We start from the raw sequence: 13,992 nt of genomic DNA, 5'->3' as shown, positions 1-13,992 counted from the left end.
GGAAGCGATCCTCAATATGGTTCTTCGAGTCGTTTGGCAAGATCTTCGATGTTTTCTGGCGGCCACTCGAGAATTTCCATGCCGAGGTGCAGACCCATCTGAGCCAATACTTCTTTGATTTCATTCAGGGACTTGCGACCGAAATTAGGCGTGCGCAACATTTCCCCTTCAGATTTTTGGACCAAATCACCGATATAAATGATGTTGTCATTCTTCAGGCAATTGGCTGAACGGACAGAAAGCTCCAGTTCTTCTACTTTGCGCAACAGATTTCTGTTGAAAGCAGGTTCTTCGGGCTTTTCTTCAACCGCTTCACCTTCGGGTTCTTCAAAATTCACAAACAGCTGAAGCTGATGCTGAAGAATACGCGCAGACAAAGCCACCGCGTCTTCGGGTGTTACCGTTCCGTTGGTTTCAACGTCGAGGCTCAGCCTGTCATAATCCGTCACCTGACCGATGCGGCTGTTTTCAATGCGATACGCAACCTTGCGCACCGGTGAATACAGGGCATCGATGGGAATCAGACCAATGGGTGCATCTTCGGGGCGATTTTGTACGGCAGGCACATAGCCCATGCCAATATCGACCTGCAATTCCATGGACAGCTTCGCATTTTGATCCAGTGTACAAATCACCAGATCAGGGTTGAGAATTTCCACCCCGCCCGGGCATTCAATTTGGCCGGCAGTTACTTCGCCTGGGCCCGTTGCTTTAAGTTCAAGCCGTGACGGACCATCATTGATGGTGCGGATCGCAATGCCCTTGACGTTAAGAACGATATCGGTGACATCTTCCTGAACCCCTGGAATGGAAGAGAATTCATGAAGAATTCCTTCAATCTGAATCGCGGTTACCGCTGCACCTTGCAACGATGACAAAAGCACCCGACGCAGTGCATTGCCAAGCGTCAAGCCAAAGCCACGTTCCAGCGGTTCTGCAACCACAGTAGCGATGCGTTCGGGCACATCACCCGGTTCAACACTGAGTTTGCTGGGTTTGATCAGTTCCGTCCAATTCTTCTGAATCACGAATGCGACCTCTTGGTTGGGCGGTCTTCCGCCTTAAATTGAAACTCTGTTCCCCCAAACATGGGCCCTGAACAGAGGGAAAAACGAGTGTTGGTTAAACCCTGCGACGCTTTGGTGGGCGACAGCCATTATGGGGAATTGGTGTTACGTCACGAATGGAGGTGACGGTAAAACCAACGGTCTGCAACGCACGAAGTGCTGATTCGCGCCCTGAACCGGGTCCCTTGACCTCAACCTCCAAGGTTTTCATGCCGTGTTCCATGGCTTTACGACCCGCATCTTCAGCGGCCATTTGAGCGGCATAGGGGGTTGATTTTCTTGACCCCTTAAAACCCTGAGCCCCAGCAGATGACCAGGCAATTGTATTCCCCTGTGCATCACTGATGGTGATCATGGTGTTATTGAACGTCGAGTTCACATGAGCCACACCGGAAACGATGTTTTTTCGGTCACGACGCCGTGTACGTGCTGGAGGTGTTGCCATTGCCAGTCCTGTCTATCTGAATTACTTAAACTTTTTTCTTGCCGGTGATCGGCCGCGCCTTACCCTTGCGGGTACGCGCATTGGTGTGGGTACGCTGTCCATGAACAGGCAGTCCCTTGCGATGGCGAAGCCCGCGATAACAGCCCAGATCCATCAATCGCTTGATGTTCATAGCCACTGTGCGACGCAAATCACCCTCGACGGAATAATCGCTATCTATGATTTCACGGATCCGAATGACCTCATCATCGGTCAACTGATGCACCCTTTGGGTGTCAATGATCCCTGCTTTGTCACAGATTCGTTTAGCAAAGGTGGAACCAATGCCATGAATGTAGGTTAAACCCACTTCGACCCGCTTATCGGTCGGTATATTAACGCCAGCAATACGTGCCAAGCCCTTGACTCCCAATGTAAAATAGCTCTGACGAAAATGCCCAACCATAGTGGTCAGCTGCCCCCGACCAGATCCTTACCGGAGGGCGAGCGATTATAGAAAAACAGACCGTCAAGTCAACTACTTAAGCCCCATTTTCAATACTTTCCATGATCCCATCGATGGCCAGGGACACCGCCCCGATAGAACCCATTCCATTAACTGTTTTTAAGACCCCCCGCGCCCCGTAATAGGGCAAAAGCGGTGCTGTTTGGCTATGATAAGCCCCCAGCCGGGTCGCTACGGTTTCGGCGTTATCATCTGGACGCCGAATAAATTCTGTACCACCACAAGAATCGCAAACATCTGCGACTTTTGGGGGCTTGTTCGTATCGTGATAGCCAATACCACAGCCAGAACAGGTAAATCGTCCCGAAACTCTAGCGACCAGTGCACCATCATCAACCTGCAGCTCGATCACAAAATCAAGACTAAGGCCATTTTCGACCAACATAATGTCTAACGCTTCAGCCTGGGCCACGGTGCGAGGGAAACCATCAAGAATGAACCCATCACCACAATCGGGTTCTTTTATGCGGGCCGCAATCATGGCGACGATAATATCGTCAGAGACCAATTCTCCACGTTCCATAATGCCCTTAACCTGAGACCCAAGCTCGCTTCCCGAAGCCACTGCTGCGCGCAGCATATCGCCGGTGCTCAGTTGTTTAAGGCCGCGATCATCCTCCAGCCGCTGGGCTTGGGTGCCTTTCCCTGCTCCGGGTGGCCCAAGCAGGATCAAATTCATCGTTGGCGCCCCCGAAGACGTGATTTTTTGATCAAGCCTTCATATTGATGGGCCAAAAGATGGGATTGGACCTGAGCCACCGTATCCATGGTCACGGTGACAACAATCAACAGACTGGTGCCGCCGAAATAAAACGGGACTGCAAATTTTGAAATCAGCATTTCTGGCAGCAAACTTATCAATGTCAAATAGCTGGCACCCACTACCGTCAACCGTGTCAGCACATAATCAAGATAATCCGCCGTATTTTTACCCGGACGAATGCCGGGAATAAACCCGCCATATTTTTTCAGATTATCGGCTGTATCGGTGGGGTTAAACACCACTGCCGTATAGAAAAAGGCAAAGAAGATGATGAGCGATGCATAAAGGATCAGAAACACAGGCTGTCCGCGGCCAAGATGGGCCGTGATCATGGTCATCCATTCTGGCCCTTGTCCGGCGCTAAAACCTGCAACGGTAACAGGCATCAACAAAAGCGCGGATGCAAAGATCGGCGGAATGACGCCCGGTGTATTAATTTTCAGTGGCAAGTGGGAACTTTCCCCACCATACATGCGATTGCCCATTTGCCGTTTGGGGTATTGGACAATAAGCCTGCGTTGGGCGCGTTCTACAAAAACGATAAACGTGATGACCGCTGCGACCATGACCAAAATGCCCACAATCACCAGTGCAGAGATTGCACCGGTACGGCCTAGTTCCAGGGTTGCGGCCAGCGCAGATGGCAGCTCGGCAACAATGCCTGAAAAAATGATCAGCGATATGCCGTTGCCAACGCCGCGTGCAGTGATTTGTTCACCAAGCCACATCAAAAACAGGGTGCCGCCAACCAGGGTAATGACCGTAGAAGCCCGGAAAAATACGCCGGGATCCAAAACCACGGGCCCTGTGGATGATGTCATCCCTTCCATGCCAACGGAAATGCCATAGGCTTGGACCGTGGCAAGAATAACGGTGCCATAACGGGTGTATTGATTGATTTTTTTCTGTCCCTGCTCACCTTCTTTCTTCAATGCTTCCAATTTCGGGGAAACACTGGACATCAGCTGCATGATAATGGCCGCAGAGATGTAGGGCATAATGGACAAGGCAAAGATGGTCATACGTTCCAGCGCACCGCCGGCAAACATATTGAACATGCCAAGAATACCGCCTGCTTGTTGGCGGAAAATATCAGCAATAACCTGAGAATCGATTCCTGGAAGCGGAATGTAGGTGCCAAGGCGGTAAACGATAAGAACCCCAAGGGTGAACCAGATACGCTTCTTCAGTTCGGTGGCCTTGGAAAAAGCACCAAAATTGATATTGGCTGCTAACTGCTCGGCGGCAGATGCCACACTCTTTCTCCTGGTTCCAGCCATCCGGGCTACACCCGTTGACTACGCCTAACAAGCCCTCAATCGAGCCACAATATATGAAGCCGGCTACTCGGCCTTTTCCGGACCGGCATCTTTACCGGCATCTTTTGTGGGGGCCGCTGCAGGCTGTTTAGCCTTGTCTTTTTTGCCCTTGGTTTTCCGTCGTTCGGTCTTGGCAGATTTATCTGCTTTGGGCTGAAGAATGGTGATGGTTCCACCCGCAGTTTCAACACCAGCGATGGCTGATTTTGTCGCCCCGGCAACTTCCAGCGTTACCTTTACCGTCAGCACGCCATTTCCAAGGACACGAACGCCATCACGCAAATGCGTAATAATACCTGCATCTTTCAGGCCTTTTTCAGTGACAGGCTTCGATGCATCAATTTTTTTGGCATCAATTGCTGTTTGAAGTGTATCAAGACCAATTTCAGAAAAGCGCTTGCCCGTATAGTTATGAAAACCACGTTTTGGCAAACGCCTGTGGATTGGCATCTGGCCACCTTCAAACCCCTTGATGGCTACACCGGACCTTGACTTCTGTCCTTTGACACCACGACTGGCGGTTTTACCCGTGCCTGAACCAATGCCACGGCCAACGCGCTTGCGCGCTTTGGTGGCACCATGTTTATCGCTGATTTCATTCAGTCTCATCACTTTAAACCTCTGATACGGTCGGACAAAGCCGACTACTTGCTTTCTTCTTCCACCCTGACGAGGTGCGAAACTTTATCGATCATCCCCCGCACGGAAGGTGTGTCTTCCAGCTCGCGGGTGCGATTTATCTTATTCAAACCCAGCCCAATAAGGGTTGCCAACTGGTCCTTGGGACGCCTGATAGCACTTTTAATTTGGGTTACGCGAAGTGTATCAGCCATCAACCGATTCCTCTGCCTGAGCTTCTTTTGCCCCGGCCTTAACTGGTTTGGTGCCAAACAATTCGCTGACCTTCTTTGAACGCCGCGCTGCGACCGAACGCGGTGCACTTAATTTCTGCAGGGCATCGAACGTTGCCTTGATCATGTTGTACGGATTTGAAGATCCGATGGATTTCGTGACAATGTCATGAATGCCAACGGTTTCAAAAACGGCGCGCATTGGACCACCAGCAATAATGCCGGTACCCGCAGGTGCTGCACGCAGAACAACCTTGCCTGCGCCAAAACGACCTTCCACATCATGGTGAAGTGTCCGTCCATCACGAATGGGCACTCTGATCATTTTACGCTTGGCTTGTTCGGTGGCTTTGCGAATTGCTTCTGGCACTTCACGGGCCTTACCTGCGCCATAACCGACACGGCCTTTGGTGTCGCCTACGACGACGATGGCGGCAAAACCAAACCGTCGTCCACCCTTGACCACCTTGGCCACGCGGTTGATCCCGACGAGCTTATCAACCAGTTCGTTTTCCTGGTCTGCTTGTCTGCCTTGCCCTTGTCTACCTGGTCTGCGTGCCATGTTGGCCCCTTTAGAATTTCAATCCACCTTCACGCGCGGCATCTGCCAACGCTTTCACCCGACCGTGGAACAAATAGCCCCCACGGTCGAATACAACTTCTTCGACGCCACCGGCTTTGGCCCTGGCGGCGACAAGCTTACCTACTTCAATCGCGGCTGCGCGATCGGCGCCGGTTTTCAGCTTGCCCTTAAGTTCTTTATCCAAGCTCGATGCTGCAGCGACAGTGATGCCCTTTACGTCATCGATCACCTGCACATAAATGTGCTTTGACGAACGGAACACCGACAAGCGGGGGCGCGTAGAGCGACGACGGAGCGCAGTGCGCGTCCGGTCCCGGCGGCGGTTATAGAGGTCTTTACTGGTTAACATAATATCCGTTCCTTACTTCTTCTTGCCTTCCTTGCGGAAGATATATTCACCCTCATAACGCACACCCTTGCCTTTGTATGGCTCTGGTGGCCTGAAACCCCTTATTTCTGCGGCAATTTGACCAACCTTTTGGCGATCTGCACCGGAAATAGTGATTGCAGTGGGCCGTTCACATTTGATTTGAATGCCTTCAGGAATTGGATATTCAACATCGTGTGAATACCCAAGCTGTAAAATCAGTTTTTTACCCTGCACTTGCGCACGATAGCCAACGCCTTCAATTTCCAAATTCTTTGAAAATCCTTCTGAAACGCCAAGGACGACATTGCTAACCAGGGTGCGGCTCATGCCCCACATGGTCCGTGCCCGAGTGGAATCATCACGGGGTTGGACCTTGATTTCATCCCCATTCATTTCTGCCAGAACTTCGTCAACGAGCACGATCTTGAGCTCGCCAAGTTTGCCCTTGGCTGAAAGCTCCTGACCAGAGACGTTTACCGTTACGCCATTTGGTACAGGAATCGGGTTTTTACCGATGCGCGACATTATTCACTCCTTCAAAACTTTCCAGACCAGATCTAAAAGACCTGGCAGAGAACTTCGCCACCAACATTGGCTTCACGAGCCTCAATATCTGACATCACGCCACGGGGCGTCGACAAGACCGCAATTCCAAGCCCATTAAAGGGCCGAGGCAGATCTTTAATCTTTGAATAGACACGACGGCCGGGTGTGGAAACCCGCTTAATGGTCCGAATTACGCCGGCACCTTCATGGTATTTCAATTCAATCTTTATCTCTGAAATGCCAGGTGACACTTCATGACGTTCGTAACTCCGGATGTAGCCTTCCTTTTGCAGGACTTCAAGAACATTGGCACGCAGGCTTGAAGCCGGCGTGGTTGTGCTTGAAAGCTTCCGGCCCTGTGCGTTCCGGATCCGTGTTAACATATCCCCCAAGGGGTCGCTCATGGACATATTTTAGCCCTCCTTCCCCTACCAGCTCGACTTAACCATGCCGGGAATTTGGCCACTTGATGCCAATTCACGCAGCGAGATGCGGCCAAGTTTGAATTTAGAGTAAACACCACGAGGGCGCCCAGTCATCTGACACCGGGTCCGAACACGAACCGGGCTTGAATTGCGAGGCAATTCAGCAAGTTTAAGCCGGGCTGCGAAGCGTTCTTCCATCGGCAAGGATCCATCCTTGGCAATGGCCTTCAGCTTCGCCCGACGATTGGCAAATTTAGCCACCAACCGTTCCCGACTTTTGTTTTTTTGAACCGCACTACTTTTAGCCATTAAAACGTCTCCTTAATTTCCGTTATTTTTCGAACGGAAAGTCAAAACCTTCAAGAAGCACCCTAGCTTCTTCATCGGTTCTGGCCGTGGTGACAATGCTGATATCCATTCCGCGCACGGCATCAATGTCGTCATAATTAATTTCTGGAAAAACAATTTGTTCCTTCAGTCCAAGCGAATAATTGCCCAATCCATCAAAGCTTTTTCCCGGCACCCCACGAAAATCACGAACACGTGGCATGGCAATGTTTACAAGCCGATCCATGAATTCATACATGCGGGTGCGCCTGAGCGTAACCTTGCAACCAATCGGCATGCCTTCACGTAGCTTGAAGTTAGCGACAGACCTTCTGGCCCGCGCAATAAACGGTTTTTGGCCGGAAATGATGGATAGCTCGTTGATGGCGGCATTCATCTTCTTTGAATCCGCTGCCGCTTCGCCAACGCCCATATTCACGACTATTTTTGCAAGGCGCGGCACTTCCATGACGCTCTTGTAACCGAATTTTTCGATCAAAGCCGCCCTGGCAACAGAATTGTACTGTTCCTTTAACCGTGGAACGTAATTTTCACTGGCGTCTGCCATCTTCTCTTCCTCAATACCCGACGTCTTTAGACATCAATTACGTCGCTAGACGTCAATTACTTCTCCGGACCGCTTGGCCACTCGAACCTTGCGTCCACCGTCAAGAACCTTAAACGTCACCCTGGTGGGCTTGTTGTCTTTGGGATCCAATACGGCAACATTTGAAATATGCAAGCTTGCTTCCTGTTCCTTGATTCCAGGTGCTTCGGTTTGTCCACCCCGGGAATGGCGCTTGACCATATTGACGCCCTGGACCAAGACACGACCATCAGATGGCAGGACCTTAAGCACTTCGCCTTGTTTGCCCTTGTCTTTGCCGGTCAACACCATGACGGTGTCGCCCTTTTTGATCTTCTTGATCTTTGCTGTGTTTTTAGCTTTTTGCATATCTCTCATCCATCCCAGCCGCTACAGAACTTCTGGAGCCAGGGAAATAATTTTCATGTAACCCTTGGCCCGCAATTCACGGGTTACGGGGCCAAAAATACGCGTTCCAATGGGTTCGCCCTGACCATCAATCAACACCGCAGCGTTGCGATCAAAGCGAATGATGCTGCCATCCTTGCGCCGGATTTCGCTCGCTGTGCGCACGATCACCGCCTTCTGGACGTCGCCCTTTTTCACACGGCCACGGGGAATGGCTTCTTTAATGGACACGACAATAACGTCGCCCACTCCCGCAATCATGCGCTTGGAGCCACCAAGCACCTTGATGCACTGGACCCGTCGCGCGCCTGAATTATCGGCAACTTCAAGGTTAGTCTGCATCTGGATCATCGTTATAAACCCTTCACTTTAAACCGGCGCCTTAGGCGTCCCCGGTAATAACTTCCCAACATTTACGCTTTGAAACCGGGCGGCATTCTTGAATGCGCACCTTGTCTCCGATCTTGTGGCTATTGCCTTCATCATGAGCCGCAACCTTCTTGGAGCGCCGCACAACTTTCTTGACCAACGGGTGGATATACTGGCGATCAACCTGCACGACCACTGTTTTATCTCCCTTATCGGAGACCACCGTTCCTTGCATTACGCGCTTCGGCATTTCAGGTCCTCAATCTTGCCCTGCGCCTAAGCGCTTTGGGCAACCTTCTGGTTCAAAATAGTCTGAATGCGTGCAATTGTGCGACGCACATAGCGCACTCGCGCTGTATTTTCGAGCTGGCCACTGGCACTCTGGAAACGCAAATTAAAGGCTTCCTTCTTCAGCGTGACCAATTCGGTCTTGAGTTCATCGAGAGATTTTGCCCGAAGATCATCTGACTTCATGATTATTCTCCCAGACCGATACGGCTAACAAATTTGGTCCGAATAGGTAATTTTGCTGCGGCCAATTCAAATGCATGCTTGGCGACATCCATGGGGACACCATCAATTTCAAACATAATGCGCCCGGGGTGAACACGGCACGCCCAATATTCAGGAGCACCTTTACCCTTACCTTGGCGAACTTCTGCAGGCTTTTGGCTGACCGGAAGATCAGGAAAGACAAGCACCCAGACACGACCGGCACGCTTCATATGACGTGTCATTGCACGCCGTGCGGCTTCGATCTGGCGGGCCGTCAGTCTTTCTGGCTCCAGGGCCTTCAATCCAAAAGAACCAAAACTCAGGCTGGTGCCACCTTTGGCATTGCCATGAATTCTGCCCTTATGGGCCTTGCGATATTTAGTACGTTTTGGCTGTAACATTGCTCTTTATCCTCGGCCCTGCGCCCCTGCAGGAGCTGGTGTACCTGGCGCACCCGCGCCTGCACGACCAACCTGCTGTTCCATAATTTTCTTATCAAGCGCCATTGGATCATGTTCCATGATCTCACCCTTGAAAATCCAAACCTTAATCCCGCAAATGCCGTACGTTGTTGCTGCCCTTGCAACGCCATAATCAATATCGGCACGCAGTGTGTGCAATGGCACACGGCCTTCACGATACCATTCGGTCCGCGCAATTTCTGCACCGCCCAAACGACCAGCGCAATTAATACGAATGCCTTGAGCACCCAAACGCATGGCTGATTGAACCGAACGCTTCATGGCGCGACGGAAAGCAATTCGGCGTTCCAACTGCTGAGCAATATTCTCGGCGACCAACTGGGCATCAATTTCAGGCTTACGGATTTCGACGATATTTACGTGCACATCTGCATCGGTCATCTTTGTGATTGCCGTACGCAGGCGCTCAATATCGGAACCCTTTTTACCAATGACAACACCGGGACGTGCTGTATGAATTGTGATCCGTGCCTTTTTTGCAGGGCGCTCAATAACTACCTTGCCGATGCCGGCCGAAGCCAGTTCCTTCAAAAGGTACTTACGGATATTGATATCTTCGAGCAGAAGATCGGCATAGCCATCATCCATATACCACCGCGAATCCCAGGTGCGGTTGATACCAAGACGGAACCCAATTGGATTAACCTTATGACCCATTACGCCTTCTCCTCACGTTCACGCACCACGACCGTAATTTTTGCAAAAGGCTTCAACAGAGAACCCGCACGGCCTCGGGCACGTGCCCTAAATCGTTTCATTACCAACGCCTTGCCAACGGTCGCTTCAGATACATAAAGCCGGTCCGCATCAAGGTCGTGGTTGTTTTCTGCATTGGCGATCGCCGATTGCAGCACTTTTTTCACATCATTAGAAATACGTCTGGTTGAAAACGTAAGGTCGGCCAATGCCTGGCCAACGGCCTTGCCCCGGATTAAGCCTGCAACCAACCCCAATTTCTGGGGGCTGACGCGGATCATGTTGCCATGCGCCATGGCTTCATTTTCCTGAGCGCGGCGCTTGTTTGCTTTCTTTCCCATGGTCCTAATCCCTCTTCACTTTCTTATCGGCCGTATGGCCGTAATAAGAACGCGTAGGCGAAAACTCACCGAACTTGTGTCCGATCATATCCTCGGTTGCGAGTACCGGGATGAATTTCCTACCGTTGTAGACCCCGAAAGTCAGGCCCACAAACTGCGGCAGAACGGTTGAACGGCGCGACCAGATTTTAATGATCTGCTTGCTGCCTGATTCCCGTGCGGCATCTGCTTTCTTAAGAAGATAACCATCCACAAAGGGACCTTTCCAGACTGAACGTGACATAGCCTTGCTACCCTCTACCTTTTGCTCTTCGAACGGTGACGACTGCGAATAATAAGCCTGTTTGATGAGGCCTTCTTATTTCGCGTCCGCGCACCCTTAGTCGGCTTACCCCAAGGTGTAACGGGATGACGCCCACCTGAAGTACGGCCTTCGCCACCACCATGGGGGTGATCAATCGGGTTCATGGCAACACCACGAACCGTTGGGCGACGGCCCAACCACCGCTTGCGCCCGGCCTTACCGAGATTAATATTTTTCTGATCCGCATTGGATACGGCACCAATTGTTGCGATGCACTGTTCAGGAACGGCCCGAACTTCACCAGAACCAAGCCGCAACTGGGCATAACCGGAATCTTTACCGATCAGCTGGACATAGGTGCCAGCAGAACGGGCGATCTGTCCGCCGCGACCGGGCTTCATTTCAACATTGTGAACAATGGTGCCCACTGGAATGTTTTTCAGCAGCATCGCATTGCCTGGCTGCACATCAACCCGTTCACCGGCAATAACCTTATCACCGGGCTCTACGCGTTGGGGCGCCAAAATGTAGGCCTGCTCACCATCTTCATATTTAATCAGCGCAATAAAGGCCGTGCGATTTGGATCATATTCCAAACGCTCGATGGTCGCTTCAACGTCGAATTTACGACGCTTGAAATCAATGATGCGATAGCGGCGCTTATGGCCACCACCACGTTGGCGCATTGTAATCCGGCCTGCATTATTGCGACCGCTGATGCGCTTCTTACCTTCGGTCAAAGCCTTAATGGGCTTGCCCTTATGCAGATGCGACCGGTCAACCAAAACCAGCTGGCGCTGGGATGGGGTCGTTGGATTATGGGTCTTGAGTGCCATGTCTTTTCCTTGTCCGCTCTCTTACAAACCCGACGTCACGTCGATGCTTTCGCCTTCGGCCAACGTCACGATTGCTTTTTTGAAATCGTTCCGCTTGCCTGTGGTGTTTCTAAACCGCTTTACCTTGCCAGTTTGGCGCAGGGTATTAACGTTTTTTACTTTGACCTTAAACAGTTTTTCAACTGCAACCCGAATTTCAGGCTTGGTCGCCAACAAGGGAACCCGGAAGGTTACCTGGTTGTGCTCTGAGCCCTGGGTTGATTTTTCTGTAATCACCGGAGCCAACAAGACATCGTATTGCTTGCCTTCACCGACGCGTACGTCTTTCGCACTTAACCGTTTGGTCATTTCAGCCTCACTTCCAGCGCGGTTACCGCATCCTTGGTCAGGATCAGGGTTTGCCTGCGCATGATATCGTAAACATTGGCACCGCTGCTGGGCAGGATATCAATTCCGGGAATGTTCCGTGCGGCTTTAAGAAAGTCCCTATCTACCTCTGGACCATCAATAATAAGCGCCGAACCCCAGCCCAATTTCTCAACGTGCGATGCAAGAATTTTGGTCTTTGCATCTTTCATTTTGGCTTCATCCAGAACCACCAGTTCGCCAGCGGCCTGCTTTGAAGAAAGTGCGGTACGCAAACCCAATTTGCGGAATTTCTTGGTCAGCTTGGTGTTGTGGGTACGCACAACTGGGCCAAACATGGTTGCGCCGCCACGATGCTGCGTGGCACGCAATGTACCCGCACGGGCACGACCAGTGCCCTTTTGAGCAAATGGCTTTTTTGTGGTGCCGCTGACTTCAGACACAGTCTTTGTCTTATGGGTGCCGGCGCGGCTTTTCGCACGCTGCCAGTTGACCACACGTTGGAGAACATCACGTCTGACGGTGACACCAAAGATTGCGTCAACCAAATCAATGGAGCCGACATTCTTTGCTTCAAGATTGATGATATCAACCTTCATCGGCCCTAATCCTCTTTTTTCTCATCGCCGGTTTCGGCGGATTCATTATTATCACCTTCTGGTGCTGCTTCTTCTGGTGCTGCTTCTTCTTCTGGTGCTGCTTCTACTGGTGCGGCTTCTTCGGCACTTGCCACTGAAACGACACCTGCAGGATAAGGTGCATCATCTGGACGCGCCTTTTTAATGGCATCAGAAATAAGGACAAACCCACCCTTTGAACCGGGGATTGCACCTTTGACCAAAATCAGGCCTTCGTCATCATCGGTGGAAACAATTTCCAAATTCTGAGTTGTGATCCGGGTGTCACCCATATGGCCGGCCATTTTCTTGCCTTTAAACACACGGCCTGGGTCTTGAGAGTTACCCGTAGACCCATGGGACCTGTGGGAGATTGACACACCATGTGATGCTTCGAGGCCAGCAAAGTTATGACGCTTCATGGCGCCTGCGAAACCCTTACCAATGGAGGTCCCGACAACATCAACTTTTTGACCAGCAACAAAATGGCTTGGCTTAATTTCGGTACCAACATCCACCATGGCATCTTCGGCCACGCGAAATTCAACAACTTTGCGTTTGGGCTCTACCTTTGCCTTGGCAAAGTGCCCACGGGCTGGTTTCGATACATTTTTGACCTTGGCAGTACCCACACCCAATTGCAGGGCGGTGTAGCCATCTTTTTCCTGGGTCTTCTGAGCAACGACCTGACAATTATCAAGGCGAAGCACGGTCACGGGCACAGCTTGTCCCTTATCCGTAAAGATACGGGTCATACCCATTTTTTCTGCGATCAATCCGGTGCGCATGGCGTTATCCACAATCTTCCAATATTCGCTTAAAGCCTGATCTCAACATCCACGCCGGCGGCTAGGTCGAGCTTCATCAGCGCGTCTACCGTCTGCGGGGTTGGATCAATGATATCCAAAAGGCGTTTGTGCGTTCTGATCTCGAACTGTTCCCGAGATTTTTTGTCAACATGGGGTGAACGCAGCAATGTAAACTTTTCAATTTTGGTCGGCAAAGGAATGGGTCCCCGCACCTGAGCACCTGTACGCTTGGCCGTGCCGACGATTTCACTTGCGGACTGGTCCAGCAAGCGATGGTCAAAGGCTTTCAGCCTGATGCGGATATTCTGGTTTTCCATAATCTCTTTCCGTCCTCAGATCACGCTTATTCGATAATTTTAGAGACGACGCCGGCGCCAACAGTGCGGCCACCTTCGCGAATGGCGAAACGCAGTCCTTCTTCCATGGCGATGGGGTTAATCAACGTAACCGTCACCGACACATTATCTCCAGGCATCACCATT

Annotated in this window: 27 protein-coding genes; all 27 read right to left on the bottom strand. The window is 51.2% G+C overall.

Translation table 11 applies throughout. From position 1 onward, the window contains the following. Positions 1-11: 11 nt before the first annotated feature. Positions 12-1,028, bottom strand: coding sequence for a DNA-directed RNA polymerase subunit alpha (locus HOJ08_04625; GenBank protein MBT5672722.1), 1,017 nt, complete (start codon positions 1,026-1,028; stop codon positions 12-14). Positions 1,029-1,122: 94 nt separating this feature from the next. Continuing rightward, on the bottom strand, positions 1,123-1,512 hold the full coding sequence (gene rpsK / locus HOJ08_04620) for a 30S ribosomal protein S11 (protein MBT5672721.1): 390 nt from the start codon (positions 1,510-1,512) through the stop codon (positions 1,123-1,125). A 25-nt stretch (positions 1,513-1,537) separates the two neighbouring features. After that, a complete protein-coding gene (rpsM, locus tag HOJ08_04615; protein ID MBT5672720.1) occupies positions 1,538-1,909 on the bottom strand; it encodes a 30S ribosomal protein S13 in 372 nt (123 codons plus the stop codon). A gap of 124 nt (positions 1,910-2,033) precedes the next feature. Further along, complete coding sequence (locus tag HOJ08_04610) at positions 2,034-2,696, bottom strand: adenylate kinase (GenBank protein MBT5672719.1); 663 nt, start codon at positions 2,694-2,696, stop codon at positions 2,034-2,036. Then, positions 2,693-4,036, bottom strand: a complete 1,344-nt coding sequence (secY, locus tag HOJ08_04605; GenBank protein MBT5672718.1) for a preprotein translocase subunit SecY — start codon at positions 4,034-4,036, stop codon at positions 2,693-2,695. Before secY ends, HOJ08_04610 begins: the two co-directional genes overlap by 4 nt. An 87-nt stretch (positions 4,037-4,123) precedes the next feature. Next, positions 4,124-4,708, bottom strand: coding sequence for a 50S ribosomal protein L15 (locus HOJ08_04600; protein MBT5672717.1), 585 nt, complete (start codon positions 4,706-4,708; stop codon positions 4,124-4,126). Between the two features lie 35 nt (positions 4,709-4,743). Continuing rightward, positions 4,744-4,932 (bottom strand): 50S ribosomal protein L30, encoded by a 189-nt coding sequence (gene rpmD / locus HOJ08_04595; GenBank protein MBT5672716.1) that lies wholly within the window; start codon positions 4,930-4,932, stop codon positions 4,744-4,746. After that, a complete protein-coding gene (gene rpsE, locus HOJ08_04590; protein MBT5672715.1) occupies positions 4,925-5,512 on the bottom strand; it encodes a 30S ribosomal protein S5 in 588 nt (195 codons plus the stop codon). Before rpsE ends, rpmD begins: the two co-directional genes overlap by 8 nt. Positions 5,513-5,522: 10 nt before the next feature. Then, positions 5,523-5,882, bottom strand: coding sequence for a 50S ribosomal protein L18 (rplR, locus tag HOJ08_04585; GenBank protein MBT5672714.1), 360 nt, complete (start codon positions 5,880-5,882; stop codon positions 5,523-5,525). 12 nt (positions 5,883-5,894) lie between these two features. Beyond that, positions 5,895-6,428, bottom strand: coding sequence for a 50S ribosomal protein L6 (gene rplF / locus HOJ08_04580; protein ID MBT5672713.1), 534 nt, complete (start codon positions 6,426-6,428; stop codon positions 5,895-5,897). Between the two features lie 32 nt (positions 6,429-6,460). Then, entirely contained in the window at positions 6,461-6,859 is a 399-nt protein-coding gene (rpsH, locus tag HOJ08_04575; GenBank protein ID MBT5672712.1) for a 30S ribosomal protein S8, read from the bottom strand. 18 nt (positions 6,860-6,877) lie between these two features. After that, entirely contained in the window at positions 6,878-7,183 is a 306-nt protein-coding gene (gene rpsN / locus HOJ08_04570; protein MBT5672711.1) for a 30S ribosomal protein S14, read from the bottom strand. Positions 7,184-7,205: 22 nt separating this feature from the next. Further along, the gene (gene rplE, locus HOJ08_04565) at positions 7,206-7,769 is read right to left on the bottom strand and encodes a 50S ribosomal protein L5 (GenBank protein MBT5672710.1); all 564 of its coding nucleotides are present in this window, start codon (positions 7,767-7,769) and stop codon (positions 7,206-7,208) included. 45 nt (positions 7,770-7,814) lie between these two features. After that, positions 7,815-8,156 (bottom strand): 50S ribosomal protein L24, encoded by a 342-nt coding sequence (gene rplX / locus HOJ08_04560; GenBank protein ID MBT5672709.1) that lies wholly within the window; start codon positions 8,154-8,156, stop codon positions 7,815-7,817. A 21-nt stretch (positions 8,157-8,177) separates the two neighbouring features. Next, on the bottom strand, positions 8,178-8,546 hold the full coding sequence (gene rplN / locus HOJ08_04555) for a 50S ribosomal protein L14 (protein MBT5672708.1): 369 nt from the start codon (positions 8,544-8,546) through the stop codon (positions 8,178-8,180). Positions 8,547-8,577: 31 nt separating this feature from the next. Then, positions 8,578-8,814 carry a 30S ribosomal protein S17 gene (rpsQ, locus tag HOJ08_04550; protein MBT5672707.1) on the bottom strand — a complete coding sequence of 79 codons (237 nt, stop codon included), beginning with the start codon at positions 8,812-8,814 and terminating at the stop codon, positions 8,578-8,580. Between the two features lie 26 nt (positions 8,815-8,840). Next, positions 8,841-9,038 (bottom strand): 50S ribosomal protein L29, encoded by a 198-nt coding sequence (gene rpmC, locus HOJ08_04545; protein ID MBT5672706.1) that lies wholly within the window; start codon positions 9,036-9,038, stop codon positions 8,841-8,843. Positions 9,039-9,040: 2 nt separating this feature from the next. Next, positions 9,041-9,460 (bottom strand): 50S ribosomal protein L16, encoded by a 420-nt coding sequence (gene rplP, locus HOJ08_04540; protein MBT5672705.1) that lies wholly within the window; start codon positions 9,458-9,460, stop codon positions 9,041-9,043. 6 nt (positions 9,461-9,466) lie between these two features. Beyond that, a complete protein-coding gene (gene rpsC / locus HOJ08_04535; protein ID MBT5672704.1) occupies positions 9,467-10,198 on the bottom strand; it encodes a 30S ribosomal protein S3 in 732 nt (243 codons plus the stop codon). After that, entirely contained in the window at positions 10,198-10,578 is a 381-nt protein-coding gene (gene rplV / locus HOJ08_04530; GenBank protein ID MBT5672703.1) for a 50S ribosomal protein L22, read from the bottom strand. The genes rpsC and rplV overlap by 1 nt, the downstream gene beginning before the upstream one ends. Positions 10,579-10,582: 4 nt before the next feature. After that, the gene (gene rpsS, locus HOJ08_04525; GenBank protein ID MBT5672702.1) at positions 10,583-10,861 is read right to left on the bottom strand and encodes a 30S ribosomal protein S19; all 279 of its coding nucleotides are present in this window, start codon (positions 10,859-10,861) and stop codon (positions 10,583-10,585) included. 14 nt (positions 10,862-10,875) lie between these two features. Then, entirely contained in the window at positions 10,876-11,718 is an 843-nt protein-coding gene (gene rplB, locus HOJ08_04520) for a 50S ribosomal protein L2 (GenBank protein ID MBT5672701.1), read from the bottom strand. 21 nt (positions 11,719-11,739) lie between these two features. Continuing rightward, positions 11,740-12,066 carry a 50S ribosomal protein L23 gene (locus tag HOJ08_04515; protein MBT5672700.1) on the bottom strand — a complete coding sequence of 109 codons (327 nt, stop codon included), beginning with the start codon at positions 12,064-12,066 and terminating at the stop codon, positions 11,740-11,742. Beyond that, positions 12,063-12,683: a 50S ribosomal protein L4 gene (gene rplD / locus HOJ08_04510; GenBank protein ID MBT5672699.1), complete on the bottom strand. Its 621-nt coding sequence runs from the start codon at positions 12,681-12,683 to the stop codon at positions 12,063-12,065. Before rplD ends, HOJ08_04515 begins: the two co-directional genes overlap by 4 nt. Before the next feature lie 5 nt (positions 12,684-12,688). Then, positions 12,689-13,489, bottom strand: coding sequence for a 50S ribosomal protein L3 (gene rplC / locus HOJ08_04505; protein ID MBT5672698.1), 801 nt, complete (start codon positions 13,487-13,489; stop codon positions 12,689-12,691). 29 nt (positions 13,490-13,518) lie between these two features. After that, on the bottom strand, positions 13,519-13,827 hold the full coding sequence (gene rpsJ / locus HOJ08_04500; protein ID MBT5672697.1) for a 30S ribosomal protein S10: 309 nt from the start codon (positions 13,825-13,827) through the stop codon (positions 13,519-13,521). A 26-nt stretch (positions 13,828-13,853) separates the two neighbouring features. Beyond that, a partial coding sequence (gene tuf, locus HOJ08_04495) for an elongation factor Tu (GenBank protein MBT5672696.1) occupies positions 13,854-13,992 on the bottom strand: 139 nt, incomplete at its 5' end.

The organism is Rhodospirillales bacterium (genome assembly GCA_018666775.1).
In the GTDB taxonomy this organism is placed as follows: Bacteria; Pseudomonadota; Alphaproteobacteria; order SMXQ01; family SMXQ01; genus JABIXC01.
This window is presented reverse-complemented; position numbering and strand designations above follow the sequence as displayed.

What these genes read in the sequence shown, in the direction of transcription:
- rpsK (MBT5672721.1), bottom strand. Translation starts at nt 1,512, where the DNA reads ATGGCAACACCTCCAGCACGTACACGGCGTCGTGACCGAAAAAACATC.
- HOJ08_04610 (MBT5672719.1), bottom strand. Translation starts at nt 2,696, where the DNA reads ATGAATTTGATCCTGCTTGGGCCACCCGGAGCAGGGAAAGGCACCCAA.
- HOJ08_04600 (MBT5672717.1), bottom strand. Translation starts at nt 4,708, where the DNA reads ATGAGACTGAATGAAATCAGCGATAAACATGGTGCCACCAAAGCGCGC.
- rpmD (MBT5672716.1), bottom strand. Translation starts at nt 4,932, where the DNA reads ATGGCTGATACACTTCGCGTAACCCAAATTAAAAGTGCTATCAGGCGT.
- rpsE (MBT5672715.1), bottom strand. Translation starts at nt 5,512, where the DNA reads ATGGCACGCAGACCAGGTAGACAAGGGCAAGGCAGACAAGCAGACCAG.
- rplR (MBT5672714.1), bottom strand. Translation starts at nt 5,882, where the DNA reads ATGTTAACCAGTAAAGACCTCTATAACCGCCGCCGGGACCGGACGCGC.
- rplF (MBT5672713.1), bottom strand. Translation starts at nt 6,428, where the DNA reads ATGTCGCGCATCGGTAAAAACCCGATTCCTGTACCAAATGGCGTAACG.
- rpsH (MBT5672712.1), bottom strand. Translation starts at nt 6,859, where the DNA reads ATGTCCATGAGCGACCCCTTGGGGGATATGTTAACACGGATCCGGAAC.
- rpsN (MBT5672711.1), bottom strand. Translation starts at nt 7,183, where the DNA reads ATGGCTAAAAGTAGTGCGGTTCAAAAAAACAAAAGTCGGGAACGGTTG.
- rplE (MBT5672710.1), bottom strand. Translation starts at nt 7,769, where the DNA reads ATGGCAGACGCCAGTGAAAATTACGTTCCACGGTTAAAGGAACAGTAC.
- rplX (MBT5672709.1), bottom strand. Translation starts at nt 8,156, where the DNA reads ATGCAAAAAGCTAAAAACACAGCAAAGATCAAGAAGATCAAAAAGGGC.
- rplN (MBT5672708.1), bottom strand. Translation starts at nt 8,546, where the DNA reads ATGATCCAGATGCAGACTAACCTTGAAGTTGCCGATAATTCAGGCGCG.
- rpsQ (MBT5672707.1), bottom strand. Translation starts at nt 8,814, where the DNA reads ATGCCGAAGCGCGTAATGCAAGGAACGGTGGTCTCCGATAAGGGAGAT.
- rpmC (MBT5672706.1), bottom strand. Translation starts at nt 9,038, where the DNA reads ATGAAGTCAGATGATCTTCGGGCAAAATCTCTCGATGAACTCAAGACC.
- rplP (MBT5672705.1), bottom strand. Translation starts at nt 9,460, where the DNA reads ATGTTACAGCCAAAACGTACTAAATATCGCAAGGCCCATAAGGGCAGA.
- rpsC (MBT5672704.1), bottom strand. Translation starts at nt 10,198, where the DNA reads ATGGGTCATAAGGTTAATCCAATTGGGTTCCGTCTTGGTATCAACCGC.
- rplV (MBT5672703.1), bottom strand. Translation starts at nt 10,578, where the DNA reads ATGGGAAAGAAAGCAAACAAGCGCCGCGCTCAGGAAAATGAAGCCATG.
- rpsS (MBT5672702.1), bottom strand. Translation starts at nt 10,861, where the DNA reads ATGTCACGTTCAGTCTGGAAAGGTCCCTTTGTGGATGGTTATCTTCTT.
- rplB (MBT5672701.1), bottom strand. Translation starts at nt 11,718, where the DNA reads ATGGCACTCAAGACCCATAATCCAACGACCCCATCCCAGCGCCAGCTG.
- HOJ08_04515 (MBT5672700.1), bottom strand. Translation starts at nt 12,066, where the DNA reads ATGACCAAACGGTTAAGTGCGAAAGACGTACGCGTCGGTGAAGGCAAG.
- rplD (MBT5672699.1), bottom strand. Translation starts at nt 12,683, where the DNA reads ATGAAGGTTGATATCATCAATCTTGAAGCAAAGAATGTCGGCTCCATT.
- rplC (MBT5672698.1), bottom strand. Translation starts at nt 13,489, where the DNA reads ATGCGCACCGGATTGATCGCAGAAAAAATGGGTATGACCCGTATCTTT.
- rpsJ (MBT5672697.1), bottom strand. Translation starts at nt 13,827, where the DNA reads ATGGAAAACCAGAATATCCGCATCAGGCTGAAAGCCTTTGACCATCGC.